This is a genomic window from Paenibacillus physcomitrellae, from assembly GCF_002240225.1.
GTDB classification, from domain to species: Bacteria; Bacillota; Bacilli; order Paenibacillales; family Paenibacillaceae; genus Fontibacillus; species Fontibacillus physcomitrellae.
The window spans coordinates 4,635,708-4,655,871 of record NZ_CP022584.1; the positions used below are offsets into that span (position 1 = coordinate 4,635,708).

The window sequence follows — 20,164 nt, forward strand, 5'->3', positions numbered from 1 at the left end:
AAGACCGCGGAATCCGTTCTGTGGTCTTTTTCTTGTTTTTGCTGGTGTGCAGCGCTGTGTTATCATAGGTACAGGAAGCCAAACCTAAGAACGAGGTGCACGAAATGGAGAAATTGATCCTGATTGACGGGAACAGCATTATATACAGGGCGTTTTTTGCCATGCCCCCGCTTACCAATTCGGCCGGACAGCATACCAATGCCGTATACGGCTTTACGAACATGCTGCTTCGGTTAATCCAGGAGCAGCAGCCAAGCCATATCCTGGTAGCGTTTGATGCTGGAAAGCAGACTTTCCGGCATGAGGGCTATAAGGATTATAAAGGCGGGCGGGAGAAGACACCTCCGGAGCTGTCGGAACAATTTCCAATGCTCAAGGAGCTTTTGGACAGCTTTGGTATTGCTCGGTACGAATCGGAAGGTTTTGAAGCGGATGATATTATCGGTGCAGTCAGCAAACGTGCGGATGAGGAAGGCCGGCAGGTTCTCGTTGTTACCGGCGACAAGGATATGCTTCAACTGGTATCTGACCGGGTCCAGGTGGCATTGACGCGCAAGGGCGTTACGGAGGTAGAGCCGTATGGTTATGCTGAAATCCAGGAGCGGTACGGACTTAAACCGGAGCAGATTACAGATTTGAAAGGTCTAATGGGAGATACCTCGGATAATATTCCAGGGGTGCCCGGCATTGGTGAGAAAACGGCGCTCAAGCTGCTGCACCAATTCGGCAGCGTGGAGGAAGTCCTCGCCCGGACGGACGAGCTTAAAGGGAAAATGAAAGAAAACCTGGTGAACCATGCCGAAGACGCGCGGATGAGCAAACAGCTGGCGACGATTCACCGCGAGATGCCGGTGGAGAGAAGCTGGGAGGACATGGCGTTTGCAGGGTTAACGGAGGACAAGGCAGCGCCGGTGCTTCGCAAGCTTGAATTCAAATCGCTGCTGGAACGTTTGTCTTTCGCTGCTGAAGGCGGGGCAGCCTCTGATGGGCAAGGAGAACGGCGAGCGGAAGAAGCGCTGGATATTCGGATTTGCACAGAAGATAATCTTGGCGAATTGCTGGAGGCTCTGTCTGCGGTTGAAGCGCTCCATATTGAGACCAACGGGGATAATCCGCATCAAGCTGAAGTTGTGGGCATAACCTTCTCTTCTCAAAGGATGTATTACTTCGTTTCTTACGATCTGTTGAAAAAGGAAGCCGCCGCTCCTCTTGCAAACTGGCTCGGCGACGAAACGATTTCCAAAAGCGGCTACGATTTGCACCGTGCCGATCTGGCGCTTCATTGGCACGGGATTCCGTTTGCCGGGGCAGCTTTTGACGTCAGCATTGCCGCTTATCTGCTTGATCCTACCGGTGGAGATCAGAGCCTTTCAGCGCTGGCAGACAAGTATGGCCTTGCCCCAATCGCTTCCGACGAAAGCGTGTTTGGCAAAGGGGCCAAATACAAGCTTCCGGAGGAGGAAGCACTGGGTCTTCATCTGGCAAGAAAAGCTGCCGTCATCGCGAAGCTGGTGCCTTTGCAGCAGGAGGATCTGGAGAAAAACGGCATGAGCAAACTCTTTTTCGATCTGGAGATGCCTTTATCACGGATTTTGGCCGATATGGAGAAGCAAGGCATTGCCGTCAACCGGGAAGATCTGCAGCAGCTTGGAACCGAGTTCCAAGAGCAAATTAACAAGCTGGTTACTCAGATATACGAGATTGCAGGAACGGAATTTAACCTGAACTCGCCTAAACAGCTTGGAGAAATTTTGTTTGATAAAATGCAGCTTCCTGTCATCAAGAAGACGAAAACCGGTTATTCGACTGACGCCGATGTTTTGGAGAAACTGGCACCATATCATGATATCGTTCAATTTATTCTCGATTATCGCCAGCTGGCCAAACTGCAATCCACCTATGTGGAAGGTTTGCTGAAAGAAATTCGTCCGGAGACCGGCAAGGTACATACGTTTTTCCGTCAAACGATTACCGCAACCGGACGGCTGAGCAGCCAATATCCTAACCTGCAGAATATCCCGATCCGTCTGGAAGAAGGCCGCAAAATCCGCAAGGTGTTTGTGCCTTCGGAACCGGGCTGGCATATCCTGGCGGCCGACTATTCTCAAATCGAGCTGCGGGTGCTGGCGCATATTTCGGGTGACGAGCGGCTGAAGGAAGCTTTCCTGCATGAGATGGACATTCACACCAAAACAGCCAGCGACGTGTTCGGCGTTCCGCAGGAGCAGGTGGACTCCAATATGCGGCGTTCGGCAAAAGCGGTCAATTTCGGGATTGTATACGGAATCAGCGACTACGGCTTGTCCCAGAATCTTAACATTACGAGAAAAGAAGCCGGTCAATTTATTGAACAGTATTTTGCCATCTTCCAAGGCGTTCGCAAGTATATGGACTCGATCGTGAAGGAAGCCAAGCGGGACGGTTATGTAACTACACTACTGGAACGCAGACGGTATTTGCCGGAAATCAACGCAAGCAACTTTAATCTGCGCTCGTTTGCCGAAAGAACGGCTATGAATACGCCGATTCAGGGAACGGCGGCAGATATTATCAAACTCGCGATGGTGCGGATGGTGGAAGCGCTGAGCGAACGGAAGCTGAGAAGCCGCATGCTGCTGCAAGTACATGACGAACTTGTGTTTGAGGTTCCGGAGGATGAGCTTGAACTGATGACTCGTCTGGTGCCTGAAGTGATGGAGAAGGCGCTGGAGCTGTCCGTACCGCTTAAAGCGGAGGTCAGCAGCGGGAACAATTGGTATGAGGCTAAATAAAGGGGCACGCCTGGCCTTTTTCCGGTATAATGGGACATGAGGTGAAGAAAGAATGCCGGAATTGCCGGAAGTTGAAACCGTAAGACGAACATTAACTCAGTTAATTACAGGAAAGAAGATAGAGAAAGTTACTGTGAATCTGGCGCGGATTATCCAGCGCCCTGACGATCCCCGGCTGTTTAGCCAAGAGATGGAAGGTCATGTGATTACAGGTGTGGGCCGAAGAGGCAAGTTTCTCCGGATTGAAATGGACAACCTGGTGCTTGTGTCCCATTTGCGGATGGAAGGCAGGTATGGTTTGTACAAGAGCGACGAGCCGGTGGAGAAGCATACCCACGTGATCTTCCACTTCACGGACGGAACAGAACTTCGTTACCGGGATGTCCGCCAGTTCGGGACGATGCATTTATTTGCACCCGGTGAGGAATTTAAGAATAAACCCCTGATGAAGCTTGGGCTTGAGCCTTTGGATGAAAGCTTTACGCTGGAGTCGTTAAGAAAGGTTTTAGCCGGAAGAAAAACAAAAATCAAGGTGGCCCTGCTCAATCAGGAATACATTGTAGGGCTTGGCAATATTTATGTGGATGAAGCTTTATTCCGTGCCGGCATCCACCCGGAGCGCCCAGCCGATTCCTTAAGTGATGATGAGTTTGTGAAATTGTATCAAAGTATAATCACGACCTTGACAGAAGCTGTTGAGGCCGGCGGTTCTTCCATCAAATCCTATGTGAATGGACAAGGGGAGATGGGCATGTTTCAGCAGCAGCTGCAGATTTACGGCCGGAAAAATGAGATCTGCAACCGCTGCGGCGGCGTGATCGAGAAGTCCGTTGTAGGCGGTCGCGGTACCCATTATTGCCCGCGATGCCAGCAGTTGTAACAAGAATGGATGAATAGCAAGAATGCAAGAATAGCAAGAATGATGTAATGAGGTGAGTTCATTGAAGATCGGGCTGACAGGCGGAATAGCGACGGGAAAAAGCACGGTTTCCCGGATGCTGACCCGCAGGGGAGCGCTGTTGATTGATGCGGATGTCCTGGCCCGCGAGATCATGGAACCGGGGCATCCGGTATTGGAGGCCGTCGTGGACCGTTTTGGCAGGGACATGCTGCTGCCGGATGGAACGCTGGACCGTAAAAAGCTGGGAGCTCGCGTCTTCGCGAATCCGGAAGACCTTCTAGCTCTGAATGACATTACACACCCTGCCATCCGGGCGGAGACGAAGCGCAGAATAGACGCTTATGAAGCGGAATATCCAGATAAGTTGGTCGTGGCGGACATTCCGCTCCTATATGAATCCGGTTTGGACTCGCTTTACGAAACCATTATGGTGGTTTATGTACCGCGGGAGATCCAGCTCGTCCGCTTGATGGAGCGCGATGGCCTTGATACTCCTCAGGCTGAAGCCAGATTGTCCGCTCAGATGGACATTGAACAGAAGAAGACGCTTGCAGACATTGTGATTGATAACAGCCAGGGACTTGAACAAACTGAAGCCCAGGTTGAAGCGTTCTGGAAAAGCTGTGGGTTGTCATGAAGTGGCTGCGTAAGAAAAGAGTGCTGCTGCTTTTGTTTTTGGGTTTTGTCGTGCTGATCTTCATGAACACCCAGTGGCTCTCTTTGTTTTATCCGATTTATTATAAGGATGATATTCGTAAGCATGCGCAGCGAAATCAGCTTGATCCATTTATAGTCGCCGCTATTATTAAAGTTGAAACCAATTATAAACCCAGCAGGCAGTCCAGAAAAGGTGCGCTTGGCGTGATGCAGATTATGCCGGATACAGCGCAGTGGGTGCTGGAGCAAGCGAAGCTGCCGAGTGTTTCGATGGACAGGATTAATGATGAAACCGGGACAAACATTGAAATTGGGACCTGGTATTTAAAGAGCTTGTCGGATCAGTTTAATGGGAATATGGTTGCGGTGATCGCCGCTTATAATGCAGGGCCTACGCGGGTAAAGAACTGGTTGAAGAGCGGAACATGGGACGGCACTGTGGAAACAACCAAAAATATCCCGCTGGGGGAAACCAGGCATTATGTGCAGCGGGTTGTTCATTATTATGAGCAATACACCAGCATCTATAAGCAGTTTTAACAAAGAGAAAACGCCGGGAGAATGTAGAATTCTCCCGGCGCTTCTTAGCTGCTTGTCAGTTCTTATTTGAATTGACCAGCCAGTTGTTGTTCTGCCAGTGTTACAAGACGTTTAGTAATGTAACCCCCGATAGAACCGTTTTCGTAAGAAGTCAAGTTACCTGCATATCCATCTTGTGGAAAAGAAATGCCGAGTTCTTGAGCGATTTCATATTTCATTTGCTCGAGTGCACCAGATGCTTGTCGAACTACCAAGTTGTTGGAGTTGCCGCTATTGTTGTTTGCCATTGTCTTTTTCACCTCCTTGGGTTGGTAACTGTATTATGTGCCGTATTACGAAATCTACTCGCAAAGTTTAAAATTCCTGGGTGGAATTGTTATCCAAATGGGTGAAAGCCTTGATTTGCTAAGAAAGGAGAGGGTATTTTGAAGTGTCCGTACTGCGATTATAATGGCACTAAAGTGCTGGATTCCCGGCCTGCGAATGAAAACCGCTCCATTCGCAGACGGCGGGAATGTGAGAAGTGCAACCGCCGATTTACGACTTTTGAAATGGTGGAGGAAACACCGTTAATTGTGATCAAGAAGGGCGGCAGCCGCGAGGAATTCAGCAGGGAGAAGATGCTGCGCGGTTTGATTCGTGCTTGTGAAAAACGTCCGGTGTCCGTAGAACAGCTGGAGTCGATTGTCACCGAGGTCGAGACGTCGCTGCGCAATACAGCGGTGGCTGAAGTGGAAAGCATGGAGATCGGTGAACTTGTCATGGAACATCTATATCCGGTTGATGAAGTGGCTTATGTCCGGTTTGCTTCTGTATATCGCCAGTTCAAAGATATTGACATGTTCATGCGTGAGCTGAAGGGGCTGCTGTCCAAAGATTCGGGCAGTGGGGAATAAGGATTGGTTAACCTAAAATAATCAAATGCAAATGAGCTCTGGTAACGATTCCGGGGCTCTTTTTGTTTGCTGCAATAATTTTCTGTACAAACAATCTGTTAATGAAGTACCATGTGAGAGGGCGTTCGAAGAGTCCGGGAAGGGAGGACATTCGTTATGAAAGCTGCGGTATTATTTGTACTTGCGGGACTAGCGGAAATTGGAGGCGGATATTTGATCTGGCTTTGGCTGCGGGATGGCAAAAGCCCGCTCTACGGCCTGTTTGGCGCCGTGCTTCTGATCTCCTACGGCATAGTTGCGACTATGCAGTCTTTCTCGTCCTTTGGCCGTGTATACGCGGCTTATGGAGGGATTTTTATCGTGTTGTCCTTCCTGTGGGGATGGTGGGTCGACCGTAAAAATCCTGACGCTTATGACTGGGCAGGGATGATCATTTGTCTGATCGGGGCATTAGTGATGCTTGCGCCCCGCAAATGAGCGAAAAGTCTGGATTTTGAAGTGAAGAAGGAATCTACAATCATGAAGGAAACAAAATCAGTGTATGTAAATGCGATATTGTTGACCATTGGAGTCATTTCGATCGGGTTGTCCTCCATCTTTATCAAATGGTCCTCCGCACCGGCTTCTGTACTCGGTATGTACAGGCTTTTATTCACGTTGGTATTGATTACCCCTATGCTGCGCAAATTATCTTTACGGGCGGTTTTGAAGGAATTATCGAGGAAAGAGATTGTGTTATTAATCCTTTCCGGTATTTTTCTGGGACTGCATTTCCTGCTCTGGATGGGATCACTCGCTTATACGTCTGTTGCCAGCTCCATGATTTTGTTGTCGCTCCAGCCCGTATTCATCATGGTTGGTTCTTTCTTTATGTTTAAGGAGCGGACAACCGGGGGCGGGGTCCTCGCCTTAAGCGTGGCCGTGATTGGCTCTGCCGTAACAGCTTGGGGAGACGTTGGCGTGTCCTCGAAAGCTATGTATGGCGATGTGCTCTCACTGTTGGGGGCTGTTGCTTCTTCCTTATACATGTTGACGGGGCAAAATCTCGTGCGAAAAATACCGCCCATTGCCTACAGCTATATCGTCTTTGGGGTTGGCGGTGTTGTGATGCTGATCTACAATCTGGTTCAGGGCGTGGCGTTATTTGAATACGATAGCAAGGAATGGCTGCTCTTCCTGCTGCTTGCAATCGTACCTACGATATTTGGACAAATGCTGTTCAATCGTCTGCTCGGTTCGTTGGGGGCAACGACAATCTCCATGGTTATCGTCGCGGAGCCGGCGGTAGCGATTCTGCTGGCTGCTTTCCTGCTGAACGAACAGCTCACGCTTCTACATGGGGTAGGGGGAGTGCTTACGCTGCTTGGGATCGAATTGTTCTTCTGGTTTAAGCAGATGATGATCAAACGGGGGCAGAAAAGTTTAAGGTAATTTTCAGGTTTTTATAAGGTTACGTTAATCTAGGGCGTGTATATTGAAATTACCCTCTTAATGATAAATTGGTTGACGGGAATTTGCTGGGTGGGGCCGGCAGATTCCCGATCAGCCGGATTCCAATTCGGCACATATTCCCTTGGATATAGGGCGTGCCTTAAATATACAAGATATATAAACGAAAGATACATAAAGAAAATGATGGATAAGACCTTGCGGAAGCAGGGTCTTTTGTTTTGTTACTGTAGGGCTTTCAGGACGGCTCATAGGCAGATGTGGAAATCTGTGCTCAAGGGCTTAAGCCCACAGCAAAAAGGGAGGATCTTCATATGGTATAGAGTAATCCAACAAGAGGAGGTCGTTAAAATGGGTGAAGTAGGAGGAGCAGGTTACGGTGTAGGCGGTGCATTTACTTCGACAGGTGCAATTTTGGTGTTGTTCATATTGCTTGTTATCATTTCCCGCGCTTGGCTGCTGTAATGTCGGCTGAACACTAAGGAAGATTGATCTTCTACCCCCTTGCTGCCCGGAGCGGCGAGGGGGTTTTTAGTGGAAGAAATAAATGACAAAAAGATGTTGACAAGCTTTTGGATATCGTGATATTATCTATCTTGTCGCTGCTAAAGTTAATAACTAACTAATAGCAACTACAATATGCGGTCGTGGCGGAATTGGCAGACGCGCACGGTTCAGGTCCGTGTGGGCTAACCCCCGTGGAGGTTCGAGTCCTCTCGACCGCATTCTTTTTAAAGAAGCCCGTAAGTTTCCTTTATGGAAGCTCACGGGCTTTTTTTAATTTTTGGATACAGGAGGGCGATCTTGGAACTCCGGATATTAAACCAAACGTCAACTTAAGGTATTCGCTACCTGTCTCCTTCGGGCCAATTTTTGTTGACTGTCCACAGATCGGATCATTAAGGACATGAACGCCTTCGGCACGCAAATACCTTTTGCTTTGTTCTCCGCATTTAAATCAATACGCGAAAAAGACTTAATAATAATTTAATAAATCCCTTATGACGGCTTAATTTCAATTATCAGCGGCCAAATCTATAATTCAATTACAGCAAATAACACACCAAAATTATAGGAAATGGGGAATTTTCAAGATGAAAAAGCTTTGGATGGCAGGAGCAACGATGATGGTTACGGCGGCAGTGCTTGCCGGATGCGGTTCGGGAAAGGAGGCAGCGAATACGTCACCTGCAGCCTCAGCCGAGGCGCAGGCTTCGGCGCCGGAAGCCTCAGTCGCAGCAGCAGTCGTTAAAACCGGGATGTTGAGCCCAATCGGCAAGGAAGTATCACAAGGCAACATAGAAATCAAAGACGGAAAATTGATGCTCACCAACTTTAAAACCTCGGAAGGTCCGGATCTGCACATCTATTTGGCCAAAGAGCAGGACATAGCCACAGGAAAAAGTCTCGGTAAAATTGACCTGAAGCAATCGGAGCAAACCTTCGATCTGGCCGGCGCCGATCCGGAGGAATACGATTCCGTTGTCATCTACTGCAACAAGGCGCATGTGGCATTTGGCGCTGCTAATTTAAGTGATGGCAATTCGGCCGATGGCGGGACAACGACTTCGGAAACAGCAGATACAACGGATACTACAGTCGCAATGGTTAAAACCGGGATGTTGAGCCCAATCGGCAAGGAAGTATCACAAGGCAACATAGAAATCAAAGACGGAAAATTGATGCTCACCAACTTTAAAACCTCGGAAGGTCCGGATCTGCACATCTATTTGGCCAAGGGGCAGGACATAGCCACAGGAAAAAGCCTCGGTAAAATTGACCTGAAGCAATCGGAGCAAACCTTCGATCTGGCCGGCGCCGATCCGGGGGAATACGATTCCGTCGTCATCTACTGCAACAAGGCGCATGTGGCATTTGGCGCTGCTGATCTGAAATAACGTTTCCGGGGGCCTCTTCTGGACGGTAAAGGAGAAGCCCTCGAAAATTGTCCAGGTAAATACCGGGAAAACATCAGGACGATAATGAAGGTACGTTCGAAAGGATAGCATTAGAAACAGAAAGGCGGTGTTACGGTGAAAGTCATTTATCTTCTGGCCGGATATGGGTTTAGCCTGCTTCGGGTAGTGTTTGGATTGATGTGGTTCAAGTCTGGCTATGCCAAAATTTCCGGGGGGTTTGGCGTGGAAAGTCTGGTCCCGGTTGTTGCCGCCAATGCCGATTCACCGGTGTGGTATAAGCATTTTTTTGCCCAGGTGGTAGGTCCGTATGCGAATGTGTTTGATCTGGTCATTCCTATTGGAGAGCTGCTGATCGGAGTAGGTCTGGTGCTCGGACTGCTGGCAGTGCCGGCAATTGTCATGTCAGTGTTCGTTAATGTAAACTATATCCTGGCGGATATGATCTTTACTTATCCAGCCGAAATCATGCTTGCGGTCATTTTGTTAGTGGGCCATAAGTTCAGCACCGCTGTAAGCATAGAGCGCTGGCTGTACCCGAAATGGAAAAATCGCAGGCTGGACACGGGGATGTGACCGTATTGTCTTCTATTTTGATTGTTGATGATGAAAGGCCAATTGTAGAGATTTGCCAGTTGTATTTACGAAATGAAGGATACACGGTTTACACCGCCAGCAACGGCGAAGAAGCGGAGGAAATGGTCCGGAACCATCCGATTGATTTCATCGTGATTGATGTGATGATGCCAAAGAAAAATGGCTATGAGTTTATTGAAATGCTTCATAATGAAGGGATGGATATCCCTTTTTTATATTTGACGGCGCTGAATCAGGAGAAGGATACGTTGTACGGCCTTGCACTGGGAGCAGACGATTATATTACCAAGCCCTTTAGCCCTAGGGAGCTGGCCTTCCGTATTAAAAATATATTGAAGCGGGTTAATAAATTTAAACAGACCGAGGTCCGTTTTTTGCGCGAGAAAGAACTTTATTTGAACAAGGATGAACGCGAAGCCCGCCTCTATGGAGAAATACTTGATTTGACGAACAAAGAGTTTGATTTGCTGTGGACCCTGGTCGAAGAGAAGCATCGCGTATTGTCTAAATCCGAGCTGCTGAAAAAGGTATGGGGTTACGAATATTACGAAGACGCCGCTACGGTTAATGTTCATATTCATCATTTACGCGAAAAATTGGCTGCTTTGGATAAAGGAAACACGCTGTCCATTAAGACAGTATGGGGCATTGGTTACCAATTCAAGGGAGAGGAGGGGGAGCAATAATGAAGCTGCGAACCGTCCTGCTGCTTTCTTATTTGGCTAGTTTATGTGTGGTAACGCTGCTGCTGTTTGGCGCTTACCAGCAAATGTTTCTGGATTACAATAAGCTGAAAATGGCTATGGTCATTACGATATCATCCAGTGTGTTATCCTTGTTGATCAACTCCTTTTTTATTTTTCCGATGGCTAAAGCGATCGCCCGGTTGAATAAACAAAGCCAGGCAATTGCCAAGGGGGAGTATGACATTAGCGTTACGGAAAGCCGTACCCTCGAGCTACATGAATTGGGAAAGTCGCTGCATATGATGGCCCAGGAAATCAAGGAAAAAATCACTGCGCTTCAGCAAGAGGAAAGCAGGCGCAATGAATTGATTGCCAATCTGTCGCATGACATCAAAACGCCGTTAGCTTCCATACGTTCATATTCGGAAGCGCTGCTTGACGGGATGGTGCATAAGCCGGATGACGTCCGCAGCTATTTGCTTGGTATCGGAGAGCAAACCGAACGGGTCGTATCCTTTGCCAATGAGCTCTTCTCCATCGCGGCCATTGACCAGAAAAATATTGAAATCAGCATGGAAATTTTGTGGCTTGATCAGCTTTTGGTGAACACACTGCAAACCTTTGAGGCGCAAATCGTGAAGGAGAACCGAACAATCGAAGTCAAGATCAGCGAGGAGTGCGTTTCGGTTTATACGGACAAAACCTGCATGGAGCGGATCTTATACAATCTGATCGGCAACGCAATTAAATTCTCCAGACCGGGGACAACCATTTGGCTAAATATATATAATGACAGAGATTATACCTGTTTTGAAGTAAAGGATGAAGGAACCGGAATTCCTTCCGACAGGCTAAATCGGATTTTTGACCGGTTTTACCGGGTAGAGGAATCGCGCAATCAAATGTATGGAGGGGCCGGCATTGGCCTTGCCATCGCGAGAGAGCTGACAGAACTGTTACAGGGCCAAATTTCGGCGACCTCTGTTTATGGAGCCGGAAGCACATTTACGGTCCGCCTTCCGAACCACCCCGATTCCGGTAAAGAGTAAAGCAATCCCATGTATTCAAATTTCGCAGTTGGCGCAAACACTTTCTCTCTCATTTGCGCCTGAGAAAATTTATAATAAAATAGTATTGACATGTCCCAGTATTTTCTGTAATATTTAGAAGTCGCCTCTGAAAAGACGACGATATACGAAATGAGGGGCCTTAGCTCAGCTGGGAGAGCGCATCGCTGGCAGCGATGAGGTCAGGGGTTCGATCCCCCTAGGCTCCATATTAAAAAAAGCCTTTAAACACAAGGATTTTCGAGTGTTTGAAGGCTTTTTTCTATGCTTGGATAGTGATTGTTTCTCATCTTTACAAGCCTGAAATGAGATTCTATAATGTTAACTGTATGTGTAGAAGTTCGAAAGGGGAATCCATAAGTGGCAGTTGTTTGCTTGTAGGCGGCAAAAGTGCAAAATTTCGTGAGTTCGTTCACGGAATACGTATGCCCTTTTGACCTAATACAAGGAACTTCTCGCATCATATTTTTTGGATACCGACGGAGTGCCTTATTTGAGGTACTCCGTTTTTTTTGGGTGAACTGAGGAGGAAAACACATGCTAACGCCATTTATGGAAAACCACGAATTTAATTTGATCAAACGCCTGTTGGGGCGCCTCGAATATAACATCAAAACCACAGCCGACCAGAAAGTTATATCGGCCATCCGGCACACGACTTGGACCCGGGTCATGGAGATGTTCCCTGCTATGACGGAGGAACAGAAGCGGTTTTTCGACCGGATTCCGACGCTAAACCGTGCCGAGGAGTTCCATGCTTATTTGAGCGAGCTGGAGTCATGCGTGACAGCCTTTCCGCAGGTAACGGAACAGCAGCTGAAGAAGCTTTATCCCAAAATTAAAAAGCTGAAGCTTCCGCCGCTGTCCGAGCTCGATTTCCGCTTCCTGACCTATATCGGCTGGGCCGACATTTCAACGAATAAACTATTCATCGTCTACAATCTGGACGGGAAAATGACGGGCATTGAGGGCCGGTTCACCCCGACGAACAAGAAGGGGGTCTGCTGCCTCTGCAACAAGCATGAAGAGGTGGCCTTCGTGACCGCGCAGACGAAAGCCAAGGGACCGGCATTGGATCATTTTGGGCGGGTCGGAAATTATATGTGCATCGACAGCGCCAAGTGCAACCAGAATATTACCGATGTGTCTCAACTGGAACGGTTTATGAAGGATGTTTTAAACTAACCAAGCTAGTTTTGAGAGAAATAGAGAAGCTTCCGGGGGGGGGAATCCCGGAGAATGTACACGGGCAGGCCGACCGGCCTGCCCGTGTTATTTTCCTTTGAGCTATCGGATCGGGATCGGGAAATAGGTATGTGTACGCAGCTAGAGAAAACTTGACGATGGGCGGCAAACCTGTGCCAAAGCTGATGGTCCGGCTGCCGCTTCAACTGGTCTTCATCGGATCGGTCCTTTTGGCGTCGCCCATGTTTGGTTAGGACGATCGGGTACCCACCGTCTGAGTCATTTTGGCTTTCGCCCCTTTGCCGCTTGGCAGTAATGGAAGCGATGCTGAGCCGGGAGCCCTAGTAAATAGAGATAGGGGAAGGTTGAAATAAATTGAATATTTTTCCAATATGAGGATATCCTGTTGTTAGTTGTGAGCGGGAAAGGAATTCAAGCGATGAATGCCATGTTTTGGAAAAATACAATTTGGTTTGTTTTACTCGGAATGACAACGATTCTGGAATTGGTCTTGATTTTCCGGAAAGCCGATGACCGAAGGCGGACAGCCGCAGTATATTTAACCATCAGCGGGATGACGTTCTGTTTTGAAATGTTTGTTTTATCCTATTTAAAGGCATATAACTATTATCCGAAAATCTTCCCCGACTCTTCTGCAGACGATAATATTGCCGGGAATTTGTTTTCCCAGTTCTCGGTTTCGGCCACGGCACTGCTGCTGACGGTTTTTGATCTGAATGGGGTGTGGAAGCTGATCTTTATTGCGGCGTACAGCGGCATTGAAGAAGGTTTTAAAGCGTTGGGGATTTACCGTCAGCACTGGTATCGTACCTGGATGACTATGGTGAGCCTTCTTCTGCTGTTCTGGGTAGCCAAACATACTTGTGCTGCTGGCAGGACTTATTTGAAGCGTTGGCTTCGGTACTTGTTTATTTTCCTGGGTTTAATTACGCTGCATGAGCATCTGATTGTATGGGTGTTGAGATTAACTGGCATTCGGCTCCTGAGCGAGCATGTATTGCCTGATAAAGAGCACAGCTTAGTTGTTTTATCAGCTTTCTATATGCTGCTGCTGGGCGTATTCGTTATGTTCCTCTATTTTTCGAGCATTCGCTGGGGATGGAAGCTGCTGCTGCTAGCGGTTCTTTATTTTGGACATTGGCTGGCAGCCCGCTATAATTTGATTCTCTACAAAGAGAGCTGGATGTGGATCGCTTCATCCATTTCAATTTGGAGCATGTATGGATTTACATTCTTGCTCGACAAGCTGTACGGGAGTTACCCTGAACCCAAACCTTAATATTGGATGCAACTCCTTACCCGCCAAACCAAAGGATCTGTCCTGTATTGGCGGGTTCATTTCTCCCCTACGAATTTATCCTGTTAATCCCAATTCTATTATGGGATAATTTAGGAAAACGGAAGAGGGGCGGCTATAAAAGATGGGAACGATGATAGAATCCGTACCGGTCATCGAGATCAAGGATCTAAGGATGAGATACGGAGCAAGATTTGTGCTGAATGGCATTGACCTTACGGTACATACCGGTCAGATAATTGGATACATAGGACCTAATGGAGCGGGAAAAAGCACCACCGTCAAGATCATGCTGGGGCTTGTGCAGGGATATACCGGCGAGGTGCGTATTTTTGGGCAGGACATCGCGGAGGCCGGGCCTGATTATAAACGCAGAATCGGTTATGTGCCCGAGGTGGCAGACCTTTACGATACGCTCACAGCCCGCGAGTACCTGACGTTTATTGGCAGACTTTACGGGATAGACGCCCGGGAGGCCGAATACAAAGGGCTGCAGATGGCGGATATTTTAGGACTTAGAACTGCTTTCGACAGCCGGATTGCCTCTTATTCCAAAGGGATGAAACAGAAGGTGATGCTGATCTCGAGCCTGCTGCATAATCCGGATATTTTATTTCTGGACGAACCGCTTAGCGGTCTTGATGCCAACAGTGTGATGGTGATTAAGGAGATCTTAGAACTGCTGTCGCAGCAGGGGAAAGCGATCTTTTATTCTTCTCATATCATGGATGTCGTTGAAAAGGTCAGCAGCCGGATTATCTTGTTAAATGACGGGCGAGTTGCGGCCGACGGCAGCTTTGAAGAGCTGAAGGCGCAAAATCTGGAGAGCAGTCTGGAGGATATTTTTACGCAGCTTACGGGGTTTGATGAGCACCGGAGTTTGGCTGAACGTTTTGTTGCAGCGGTGAACGAGGTGGATCGATGAAGGAATTCCGAACCTTGAAGCTGCTGGACAAGATACGTGCTCCACTTGAGAAAATCGGCGTGCAATACCCGGAATTAAGGCTTATTTTGCAGGTTAAGCTGACCATGGACGGGCGGAGGGTTCCAACTGTTGGAGCGGGCATGTTCTCCCGCAGCAAAGAGCGAAACGGGTCAGACAATCAATTATCCAGCCAACGTTTCGGAGAAGAGTTAGAAACCGGGAACCGGTTTATCCGTTCCTTGTGGCTCTACGTATTGATTGGACTTGTGCTTCTTCCTTTTATGTTGATAGGTGACAATTATTTGTTTCAGATGAGCGTGAGCTTCTCTATTCTGTTCTTTATGGTTACAAGCTCGCTGATTTCCGACTTCTCATCGGTGCTGCTGGACATCCGGGATAAAACAATCCTGTTATCCAGACCGGTGAACGCAAAGACAATCAATTTGGCAAAAATGATTCATATCCTGATTTATTTGTCTTATATTACGGCAGCTGTAACGCTTCCTTCGCTGATCGCGGCGCTTTTTAAGCATGGGTTCGTTTTTTTACTGGTCTATTTGGCAGAAATTATTCTGATGGATTTTTTCATTGTGGCTCTAACCGCACTGCTGTATTTCCTGGTCCTTCGTCTATTTAACGGGGAGGTTCTTAAGGACATCATTAATTATGTGCAGATCGGGCTGACGATTGTTTTGATGGTGGGCTATCAGCTTGTGTTTCGTTTGTTTGATCTTTCGGGCTTTGCGGTCCATTTCGAGCCGAAAATTTGGCAGTATTTGCTGCCTCCCGTCTGGTTTGCCGGCCCTTTTGAAGTGCTGTTTAACGGGGAGCATTCAGGCATTTATGTTTCTTTTGCTTTGCTTGCCCTGCTTGTGCCGATTCTTTCCTTGACTGTGTATACCCTGCTGATGCCGCGCTTTGAACAGCATTTGCAGAAGCTGTCCGAGCAGGGGGATGGGGGAAGGAACCGAACTTCACATTTCCACAAACGGTTAGGCTCATGGATTTGCCGGACCAAGGAGGAGGCCGTCTTCTTTGACTTTGCATCCATTATGCTGAGAAGAGAACGGGATTTCAAACTGAAGGTTTATCCGTCTCTCGGTCTGTCCATCGTGTTCCCGTTTATCTTTATGTTAATTAACTTTAAGGAAGGTAAGAATTGGGCCGAAATCTCGTCCGGGCAAAGTTACCTGTTTATTTATTTCTGTACCATTATGGTTCCAACGGTGATCATGACGCTGAAATACTCGGGAAATTATAAAGGGGCCTGGATTTATACCACTGCGCCGCTCATTCAAATAAAGGACCTTTATAAAGGGACGTTGAAGGCTTTTTTGATGCGGCTGCTCCTGCCTTTGTTTCTGGTAGAGGCGATCATTTTTATGGCGATCTTCGGCTTGCGGATCCTGCCGGATTTGCTTGTCGTACTGTTAGTTATTTTCCTGTACACCTATATATCGTTCCTGTTAATAGGCAGAGAGCTGCCGTTCTCGCGGCGGTTTGAGACGGTTCCGGAGGAAGGAGCCGGGATGAAAACGCTGGGGTTGCTGGCTATTTTGGGCGTGTTTGCTCTTTTGCATTTCCTGTCCTTGCGGTTTAGTTATGGAGTTTATGGTTATCTGGTGATTTTGTTGGCTGTGAATTTCTGGGTGTGGAGAAGGGGTTTTGAGTTTAGAGATAACTGAACGTTTAGCTGCTCTCTACAATACCTCTTCCTTTGCGAATACCAGGCGAACCCCTTATTCCTTAACAAGCGGTTCGCCTTAATCATCCACAATCTCATCCCACATTGCTTTCATCTCCTCTTCAAGCTTATGGATTATTTAGGGACCATCACCTAAAGTTCAATGATCATCTCTTTAGCCCGACGATTATCCCTCAAGTTCAACCGTTTGGGTTGCGATCTTTCGAGCGAATTCACGATCATGCTCGACAAACACCATAGTCGGCTCATATTCCAGCAGCACCTCTTCGATCTGCATACGAGAAATAACGTCGATGAAATTAAGCGGTTCATCCCAAATATGCAGATGAGTCTGTTCGCAGAGGCTCCTTGCGATCAGCACTTTCTTTTTCTGTCCGCCGCTGAACCAAGCCATATCCTTCTCGAACTGCAGGCGGGAGAAGTCCAGCTTTCTTAAAATGGCTTTAAACAGGCTTTCGTCAATCTCCTGCTGCCGGGCGTAGTCGGACAAGCTTCCTCTTAAATTTGAAGTGTCCTGCGAAACATAGGAAATTTTCAGCTGACTGCCCTTACGGAAGGTTCCGGAGAACGAAATTTCTTCGCCAAGAATCAGCTTCAGCAGACTCGATTTGCCGGAACCATTAGGGCCGGTGACAGCAATCCGGTCGCCTTGTTCGATCGAGAAACTGACATTTTGGCACACGTTCTTCCCTTCGTAGTTAATGGATACATGATCCAATTCGGCCAACTGGGATTTCGGGTAGACAAGCTGCGAAATCTTTAGACTATCCGAAGTTTCAATGTTTTGCAGCAGCTTGGATTTCTCTTCCATTGCCGTGTGCTGCCTTTGCTCAATCGTTTTGGAGCGCTTCATCATTTTGGCAGCTTTGTGTCCAATGTAACCTTTATCGACCTTGGAACCCGAGTTGCGTGTTCCATTTTTAGTTTTCTCCACCTCTTGAGACCATTGCCCGGTTCTTTTGGAGGCGTCAGAGAGCCTTTTAATGTCTTTGTGAAGCTTCTCATTCTCATTCAGCTCATATTGATCCTGACGCTGCTTGTTGAGCCACCAGTCAGAGAAATTCCCCTTTTGAATCTCGATATTAGTTTTATTGATTGACAAAATATGGTCCACACATTGATCCAGAAACGCACGGTCGTGGGATACCAGAATGAACCCCTTCTTCCGGCTTAAATATTGGCTGACCAGCTGTCTGGCGTGGATATCCAGATGGTTGGTCGGTTCGTCAATCAGCAGAAAATGATTCTCTTTCAAAAACAAAGCAGCCAGCTGCACCTTGGTTTGTTCGCCGCTAGATAAGGACTCGAATGGACGGTACAAAACGTCCTCCGATAATTGCAGCAAGGACAACTCCTTTTGCAGCCGCCAATGCTCATAATCCGGGTAAATATCGCTGACCACATCATAGGTCAGGTGTTCCGGGTGCTCTACCGTAAATGGAAAATAATCAAAGCTTACCGCCGCCGAGATCGTTCCGCTGTACTCCAGTTTGCCGAGCAGCAGATTCAGGAACGTCGTTTTGCCGCGTCCATTTCTGCCCGTAAAGCCCAGTTTCCAGTCCGTATCAATTTGAAAGCTGACCTGCTCAAAGATGTTGTCATAACTTCCCTCGTAAGCAAAGGTGAGGTTGGATACGTTGATTAAAGACATGTGAATCCCTCCTGGTGTTGAAAAATAAATGAGCCACAAGAAAAGTTACTTTTCCTGCAGCTCATAAGAATACAACAGACCAGTCCAGTCCCGCGGGGGCTGGAAAAGGGATATATTCAGAGTGAAGGAATAAGTAACTTCTTGCACATGCGGCCCAAAGAACAAAACAAAAAAAGCTGTTCCATTCTTTAAAACCTGGCAAGAAATTTTACATTATTCCGTCACTCCCATCGATAAGTTTGGAGTCATCATAACATATTCGGAGAAGGGCTTCAAACCTTTGACAAAATTAACCAAATAGCATATAAATAAATTATAAATCGTAAGTAATAAGTAATAAGTAATAAGTAGTAAGATGTAAATAAAAAATGAGCAAGGATTCATTCATGAAAGTAACTCCCACCTTAGAATAAGCCCGCTGATCCCCTAAACAAGGAGAGATTTGCGTATGGACAATTTAACATTGGCTCAGCAATTTTCATTAATCGGATTAAATGGACAGGATAGCCTTTATCAGACAGTAGTGAAGAAAGCGACCCTTCGCTGTGTAGCAGCAGCGGTAGTTCTGGAAGCATGGCTGGAGGGAGTTTTTGTCTGGGATCGAGAGTGGTTTATGATCGACCCGCTTTCGATCGATTCTTTTTGCGAAGAGCCCTATAGAAGTTTGGTGATGAAGACGCTGCTGCCCAAAGGCAAGAATAAGGACCTGAGCTGGTGGATCAGGAAAGTCTCTGGTTTGTCCAAAAGGAAAATGACCCAGCTGGAGAAGGCCATAACTGATCCTTTGAGAAAACAGGGGCTGATCGAGGAAATCCCCGGACTACTGGGCTGCGATTTGTATCTGCATTCTTCGGGAGTTGAGATCAAGGAATACCGCAGCGACAGTCAGAGTTTCTTAACTATTACGGAGTCTGTCCGGGCTGAAGTGCTTGAGGAGGGAACGATTCCGGATGAAGCCATCTGTATGCTCTGGCTGCTCAGGGAGAGCGGGTGCATGCATGATTTATTCTCGAGGAACGAAATCGAGACCGCCGGGGAGAAGATGGGAGCGTTATACCGTGGCAATCCGCTGGCCAAACAGCTTTACATGCTTAGGGTGCGCCGGGGAATCGAAATGGCCTATAAGCAGTTCCTGAAGTTTAAGAGCAGAGCCGTAAGGACGCAAACGGGCAGCGGAATTAACTTTCTGTTTCCGGCCTTGGAGCGGTCTCAGTCGGTTTTTATCGAAATGGAAGCATGGTTCTCCAATCCCGAGCGGCGGTTAAGAGATATCAAGAACAGATTGGAATCGCAGGGCCATAAATTTACCATCCTCCGGGAAGGTCAGATCCCGCTGATCCAAATTGATAATGTCGTTTACGAGGCTATTCCGCATGTGATTTACGGAAGAGTGCCGATTCATGGCGTGCGGCTGCTCCCGAGACGTCCATTTTAAGGCAGCTAAGGTGGCTAATATGGCAAAGGTGGCGGCAAAATGTCGAGACAACGATCCCTGGAAGTAATTTTGGCCTCCGAATACGTATCCATTGGCGAATTGGTACGGCTCACAGGTACGCGCTACAGCACTTTGAAATTTTATACGGAGGAAGGCATGCTGCCCTTTGAACAGGCCGAAGAGAATTTAACGCGAAGATTTCATAGAGAAACTACCGTGAAACAGATCCAAAAAATCAAACAAATGAAAGCGGAGGGAATGTCGATCCCGCAAATGAAAGAATGGCTTGCCAGAGAGAGGTAAGGGAACCAGGATTCCCGGAGATCTGGCCTCTCTTATTTTTTTACATAGTTTAACGTTTAATAAGCATTAACTAAACAATTCTTTTTTATACTTATGGAACCGGTTTCTACCGGCTTTCATAGATTTTCTCTTTACAGTGGATCTCAAATCAGAAGAGGGAAG

Annotated in this window: 21 protein-coding genes and 2 tRNA genes; 21 read left to right on the forward strand and 2 right to left on the reverse strand. The window is 47.5% G+C overall.

Annotated elements, in window-relative coordinates; all coding sequences use genetic code 11:
* Positions 1-104 precede the first annotated feature (104 nt).
* The 4 genes from polA (at position 105) to CBE73_RS20930 (ending at position 4,869) form a co-directional block, all read left to right on the forward strand.
* Positions 105-2,771, forward strand: a complete 2,667-nt coding sequence (polA, locus tag CBE73_RS20915) for a DNA polymerase I (RefSeq protein ID WP_094095892.1) — start codon at positions 105-107, stop codon at positions 2,769-2,771.
* Between the two features lie 52 nt (positions 2,772-2,823).
* The gene (mutM, locus tag CBE73_RS20920; protein ID WP_094095893.1) at positions 2,824-3,651 is read left to right on the forward strand and encodes a DNA-formamidopyrimidine glycosylase; all 828 of its coding nucleotides are present in this window, start codon (positions 2,824-2,826) and stop codon (positions 3,649-3,651) included.
* A 61-nt stretch (positions 3,652-3,712) separates the two neighbouring features.
* Positions 3,713-4,309: a dephospho-CoA kinase gene (gene coaE / locus CBE73_RS20925; protein WP_094095894.1), complete on the forward strand. Its 597-nt coding sequence runs from the start codon at positions 3,713-3,715 to the stop codon at positions 4,307-4,309.
* Complete coding sequence (locus CBE73_RS20930; protein ID WP_094095895.1) at positions 4,306-4,869, forward strand: lytic transglycosylase domain-containing protein; 564 nt, start codon at positions 4,306-4,308, stop codon at positions 4,867-4,869. The genes coaE and CBE73_RS20930 overlap by 4 nt, the downstream gene beginning before the upstream one ends.
* A gap of 62 nt (positions 4,870-4,931) precedes the next feature.
* Here CBE73_RS20930 and CBE73_RS20935 read toward each other — a convergent pair whose 3' ends face one another.
* Positions 4,932-5,156: an alpha/beta-type small acid-soluble spore protein gene (locus CBE73_RS20935; protein ID WP_068694376.1), complete on the reverse strand. Its 225-nt coding sequence runs from the start codon at positions 5,154-5,156 to the stop codon at positions 4,932-4,934.
* Between the two features lie 138 nt (positions 5,157-5,294).
* Here CBE73_RS20935 and nrdR point away from each other — a divergent pair, with 138 nt between their 5' ends.
* The 15 genes from nrdR (at position 5,295) to CBE73_RS21005 (ending at position 16,593) form a co-directional block, all read left to right on the forward strand.
* Positions 5,295-5,765, forward strand: coding sequence for a transcriptional regulator NrdR (gene nrdR, locus CBE73_RS20940; protein ID WP_094095896.1), 471 nt, complete (start codon positions 5,295-5,297; stop codon positions 5,763-5,765).
* Between the two features lie 156 nt (positions 5,766-5,921).
* Entirely contained in the window at positions 5,922-6,242 is a 321-nt protein-coding gene (locus tag CBE73_RS20945; RefSeq protein WP_094095897.1) for a YnfA family protein, read from the forward strand.
* A gap of 42 nt (positions 6,243-6,284) precedes the next feature.
* On the forward strand, positions 6,285-7,196 hold the full coding sequence (locus CBE73_RS20950) for a DMT family transporter (RefSeq protein ID WP_094095898.1): 912 nt from the start codon (positions 6,285-6,287) through the stop codon (positions 7,194-7,196).
* A gap of 369 nt (positions 7,197-7,565) precedes the next feature.
* Entirely contained in the window at positions 7,566-7,679 is a 114-nt protein-coding gene (locus CBE73_RS20955; RefSeq protein WP_094095899.1) for a sporulation protein YjcZ, read from the forward strand.
* Positions 7,680-7,855: 176 nt separating this feature from the next.
* A tRNA-Leu gene (locus tag CBE73_RS20960) sits at positions 7,856-7,939 on the forward strand.
* Positions 7,940-8,308: 369 nt separating this feature from the next.
* Complete coding sequence (locus CBE73_RS20965; protein ID WP_094095900.1) at positions 8,309-9,112, forward strand: DM13 domain-containing protein; 804 nt, start codon at positions 8,309-8,311, stop codon at positions 9,110-9,112.
* A gap of 135 nt (positions 9,113-9,247) precedes the next feature.
* Positions 9,248-9,706 carry a DoxX family membrane protein gene (locus tag CBE73_RS20970; protein WP_094095901.1) on the forward strand — a complete coding sequence of 153 codons (459 nt, stop codon included), beginning with the start codon at positions 9,248-9,250 and terminating at the stop codon, positions 9,704-9,706.
* On the forward strand, positions 9,673-10,413 hold the full coding sequence (locus tag CBE73_RS20975; RefSeq protein ID WP_308420962.1) for a response regulator transcription factor: 741 nt from the start codon (positions 9,673-9,675) through the stop codon (positions 10,411-10,413). The genes CBE73_RS20970 and CBE73_RS20975 overlap by 34 nt, the downstream gene beginning before the upstream one ends.
* Entirely contained in the window at positions 10,413-11,462 is a 1,050-nt protein-coding gene (locus CBE73_RS20980) for a sensor histidine kinase (RefSeq protein WP_094095903.1), read from the forward strand. Before CBE73_RS20975 ends, CBE73_RS20980 begins: the two co-directional genes overlap by 1 nt.
* Positions 11,463-11,616: 154 nt before the next feature.
* Positions 11,617-11,689: transfer RNA gene (locus CBE73_RS20985), tRNA-Ala, on the forward strand.
* Between the two features lie 328 nt (positions 11,690-12,017).
* Positions 12,018-12,665, forward strand: coding sequence for a FusB/FusC family EF-G-binding protein (locus CBE73_RS20990; protein WP_068694385.1), 648 nt, complete (start codon positions 12,018-12,020; stop codon positions 12,663-12,665).
* A gap of 131 nt (positions 12,666-12,796) precedes the next feature.
* The gene (locus CBE73_RS22610; protein ID WP_268237190.1) at positions 12,797-12,919 is read left to right on the forward strand and encodes a hypothetical protein; all 123 of its coding nucleotides are present in this window, start codon (positions 12,797-12,799) and stop codon (positions 12,917-12,919) included.
* A 233-nt stretch (positions 12,920-13,152) separates the two neighbouring features.
* The gene (locus CBE73_RS20995) at positions 13,153-13,965 is read left to right on the forward strand and encodes a hypothetical protein (RefSeq protein WP_244905506.1); all 813 of its coding nucleotides are present in this window, start codon (positions 13,153-13,155) and stop codon (positions 13,963-13,965) included.
* Positions 13,966-14,116: 151 nt separating this feature from the next.
* Entirely contained in the window at positions 14,117-14,908 is a 792-nt protein-coding gene (locus tag CBE73_RS21000; RefSeq protein WP_094096454.1) for an ABC transporter ATP-binding protein, read from the forward strand.
* Complete coding sequence (locus CBE73_RS21005; protein WP_094095904.1) at positions 14,905-16,593, forward strand: hypothetical protein; 1,689 nt, start codon at positions 14,905-14,907, stop codon at positions 16,591-16,593. The genes CBE73_RS21000 and CBE73_RS21005 overlap by 4 nt, the downstream gene beginning before the upstream one ends.
* A 186-nt stretch (positions 16,594-16,779) precedes the next feature.
* Here the strand turns inward: CBE73_RS21005 and CBE73_RS21010 are convergent, their stop codons facing one another.
* Complete coding sequence (locus CBE73_RS21010; RefSeq protein WP_094095905.1) at positions 16,780-18,264, reverse strand: Lsa family ABC-F type ribosomal protection protein; 1,485 nt, start codon at positions 18,262-18,264, stop codon at positions 16,780-16,782.
* A gap of 448 nt (positions 18,265-18,712) precedes the next feature.
* Here CBE73_RS21010 and CBE73_RS21015 point away from each other — a divergent pair, with 448 nt between their 5' ends.
* Positions 18,713-19,699: a hypothetical protein gene (locus CBE73_RS21015; protein ID WP_094095906.1), complete on the forward strand. Its 987-nt coding sequence runs from the start codon at positions 18,713-18,715 to the stop codon at positions 19,697-19,699.
* Positions 19,700-19,738: 39 nt separating this feature from the next.
* Positions 19,739-20,002: a helix-turn-helix domain-containing protein gene (locus tag CBE73_RS21020; RefSeq protein WP_094095907.1), complete on the forward strand. Its 264-nt coding sequence runs from the start codon at positions 19,739-19,741 to the stop codon at positions 20,000-20,002.
* Positions 20,003-20,164 lie beyond the last annotated feature (162 nt).

What these genes read in the sequence shown, in the direction of transcription:
- CBE73_RS21010 (WP_094095905.1), bottom strand. Translation starts at nt 18,264, where the DNA reads ATGTCTTTAATCAACGTATCCAACCTCACCTTTGCTTACGAGGGAAGT.
- CBE73_RS21020 (WP_094095907.1), top strand. Translation starts at nt 19,739, where the DNA reads ATGTCGAGACAACGATCCCTGGAAGTAATTTTGGCCTCCGAATACGTA.
- CBE73_RS20950 (WP_094095898.1), top strand. Translation starts at nt 6,285, where the DNA reads ATGAAGGAAACAAAATCAGTGTATGTAAATGCGATATTGTTGACCATT.
- CBE73_RS20975 (WP_308420962.1), top strand. Translation starts at nt 9,673, where the DNA reads ATGGAAAAATCGCAGGCTGGACACGGGGATGTGACCGTATTGTCTTCT.
- CBE73_RS20995 (WP_244905506.1), top strand. Translation starts at nt 13,153, where the DNA reads ATGACAACGATTCTGGAATTGGTCTTGATTTTCCGGAAAGCCGATGAC.
- CBE73_RS20955 (WP_094095899.1), top strand. Translation starts at nt 7,566, where the DNA reads ATGGGTGAAGTAGGAGGAGCAGGTTACGGTGTAGGCGGTGCATTTACT.
- CBE73_RS20930 (WP_094095895.1), top strand. Translation starts at nt 4,306, where the DNA reads ATGAAGTGGCTGCGTAAGAAAAGAGTGCTGCTGCTTTTGTTTTTGGGT.
- CBE73_RS20935 (WP_068694376.1), bottom strand. Translation starts at nt 5,156, where the DNA reads ATGGCAAACAACAATAGCGGCAACTCCAACAACTTGGTAGTTCGACAA.
- CBE73_RS20990 (WP_068694385.1), top strand. Translation starts at nt 12,018, where the DNA reads ATGCTAACGCCATTTATGGAAAACCACGAATTTAATTTGATCAAACGC.
- polA (WP_094095892.1), top strand. Translation starts at nt 105, where the DNA reads ATGGAGAAATTGATCCTGATTGACGGGAACAGCATTATATACAGGGCG.
- CBE73_RS20980 (WP_094095903.1), top strand. Translation starts at nt 10,413, where the DNA reads ATGAAGCTGCGAACCGTCCTGCTGCTTTCTTATTTGGCTAGTTTATGT.
- CBE73_RS20965 (WP_094095900.1), top strand. Translation starts at nt 8,309, where the DNA reads ATGAAAAAGCTTTGGATGGCAGGAGCAACGATGATGGTTACGGCGGCA.
- CBE73_RS21005 (WP_094095904.1), top strand. Translation starts at nt 14,905, where the DNA reads ATGAAGGAATTCCGAACCTTGAAGCTGCTGGACAAGATACGTGCTCCA.
- CBE73_RS21000 (WP_094096454.1), top strand. Translation starts at nt 14,117, where the DNA reads ATGATAGAATCCGTACCGGTCATCGAGATCAAGGATCTAAGGATGAGA.
- mutM (WP_094095893.1), top strand. Translation starts at nt 2,824, where the DNA reads ATGCCGGAATTGCCGGAAGTTGAAACCGTAAGACGAACATTAACTCAG.
- CBE73_RS21015 (WP_094095906.1), top strand. Translation starts at nt 18,713, where the DNA reads ATGGACAATTTAACATTGGCTCAGCAATTTTCATTAATCGGATTAAAT.
- CBE73_RS20945 (WP_094095897.1), top strand. Translation starts at nt 5,922, where the DNA reads ATGAAAGCTGCGGTATTATTTGTACTTGCGGGACTAGCGGAAATTGGA.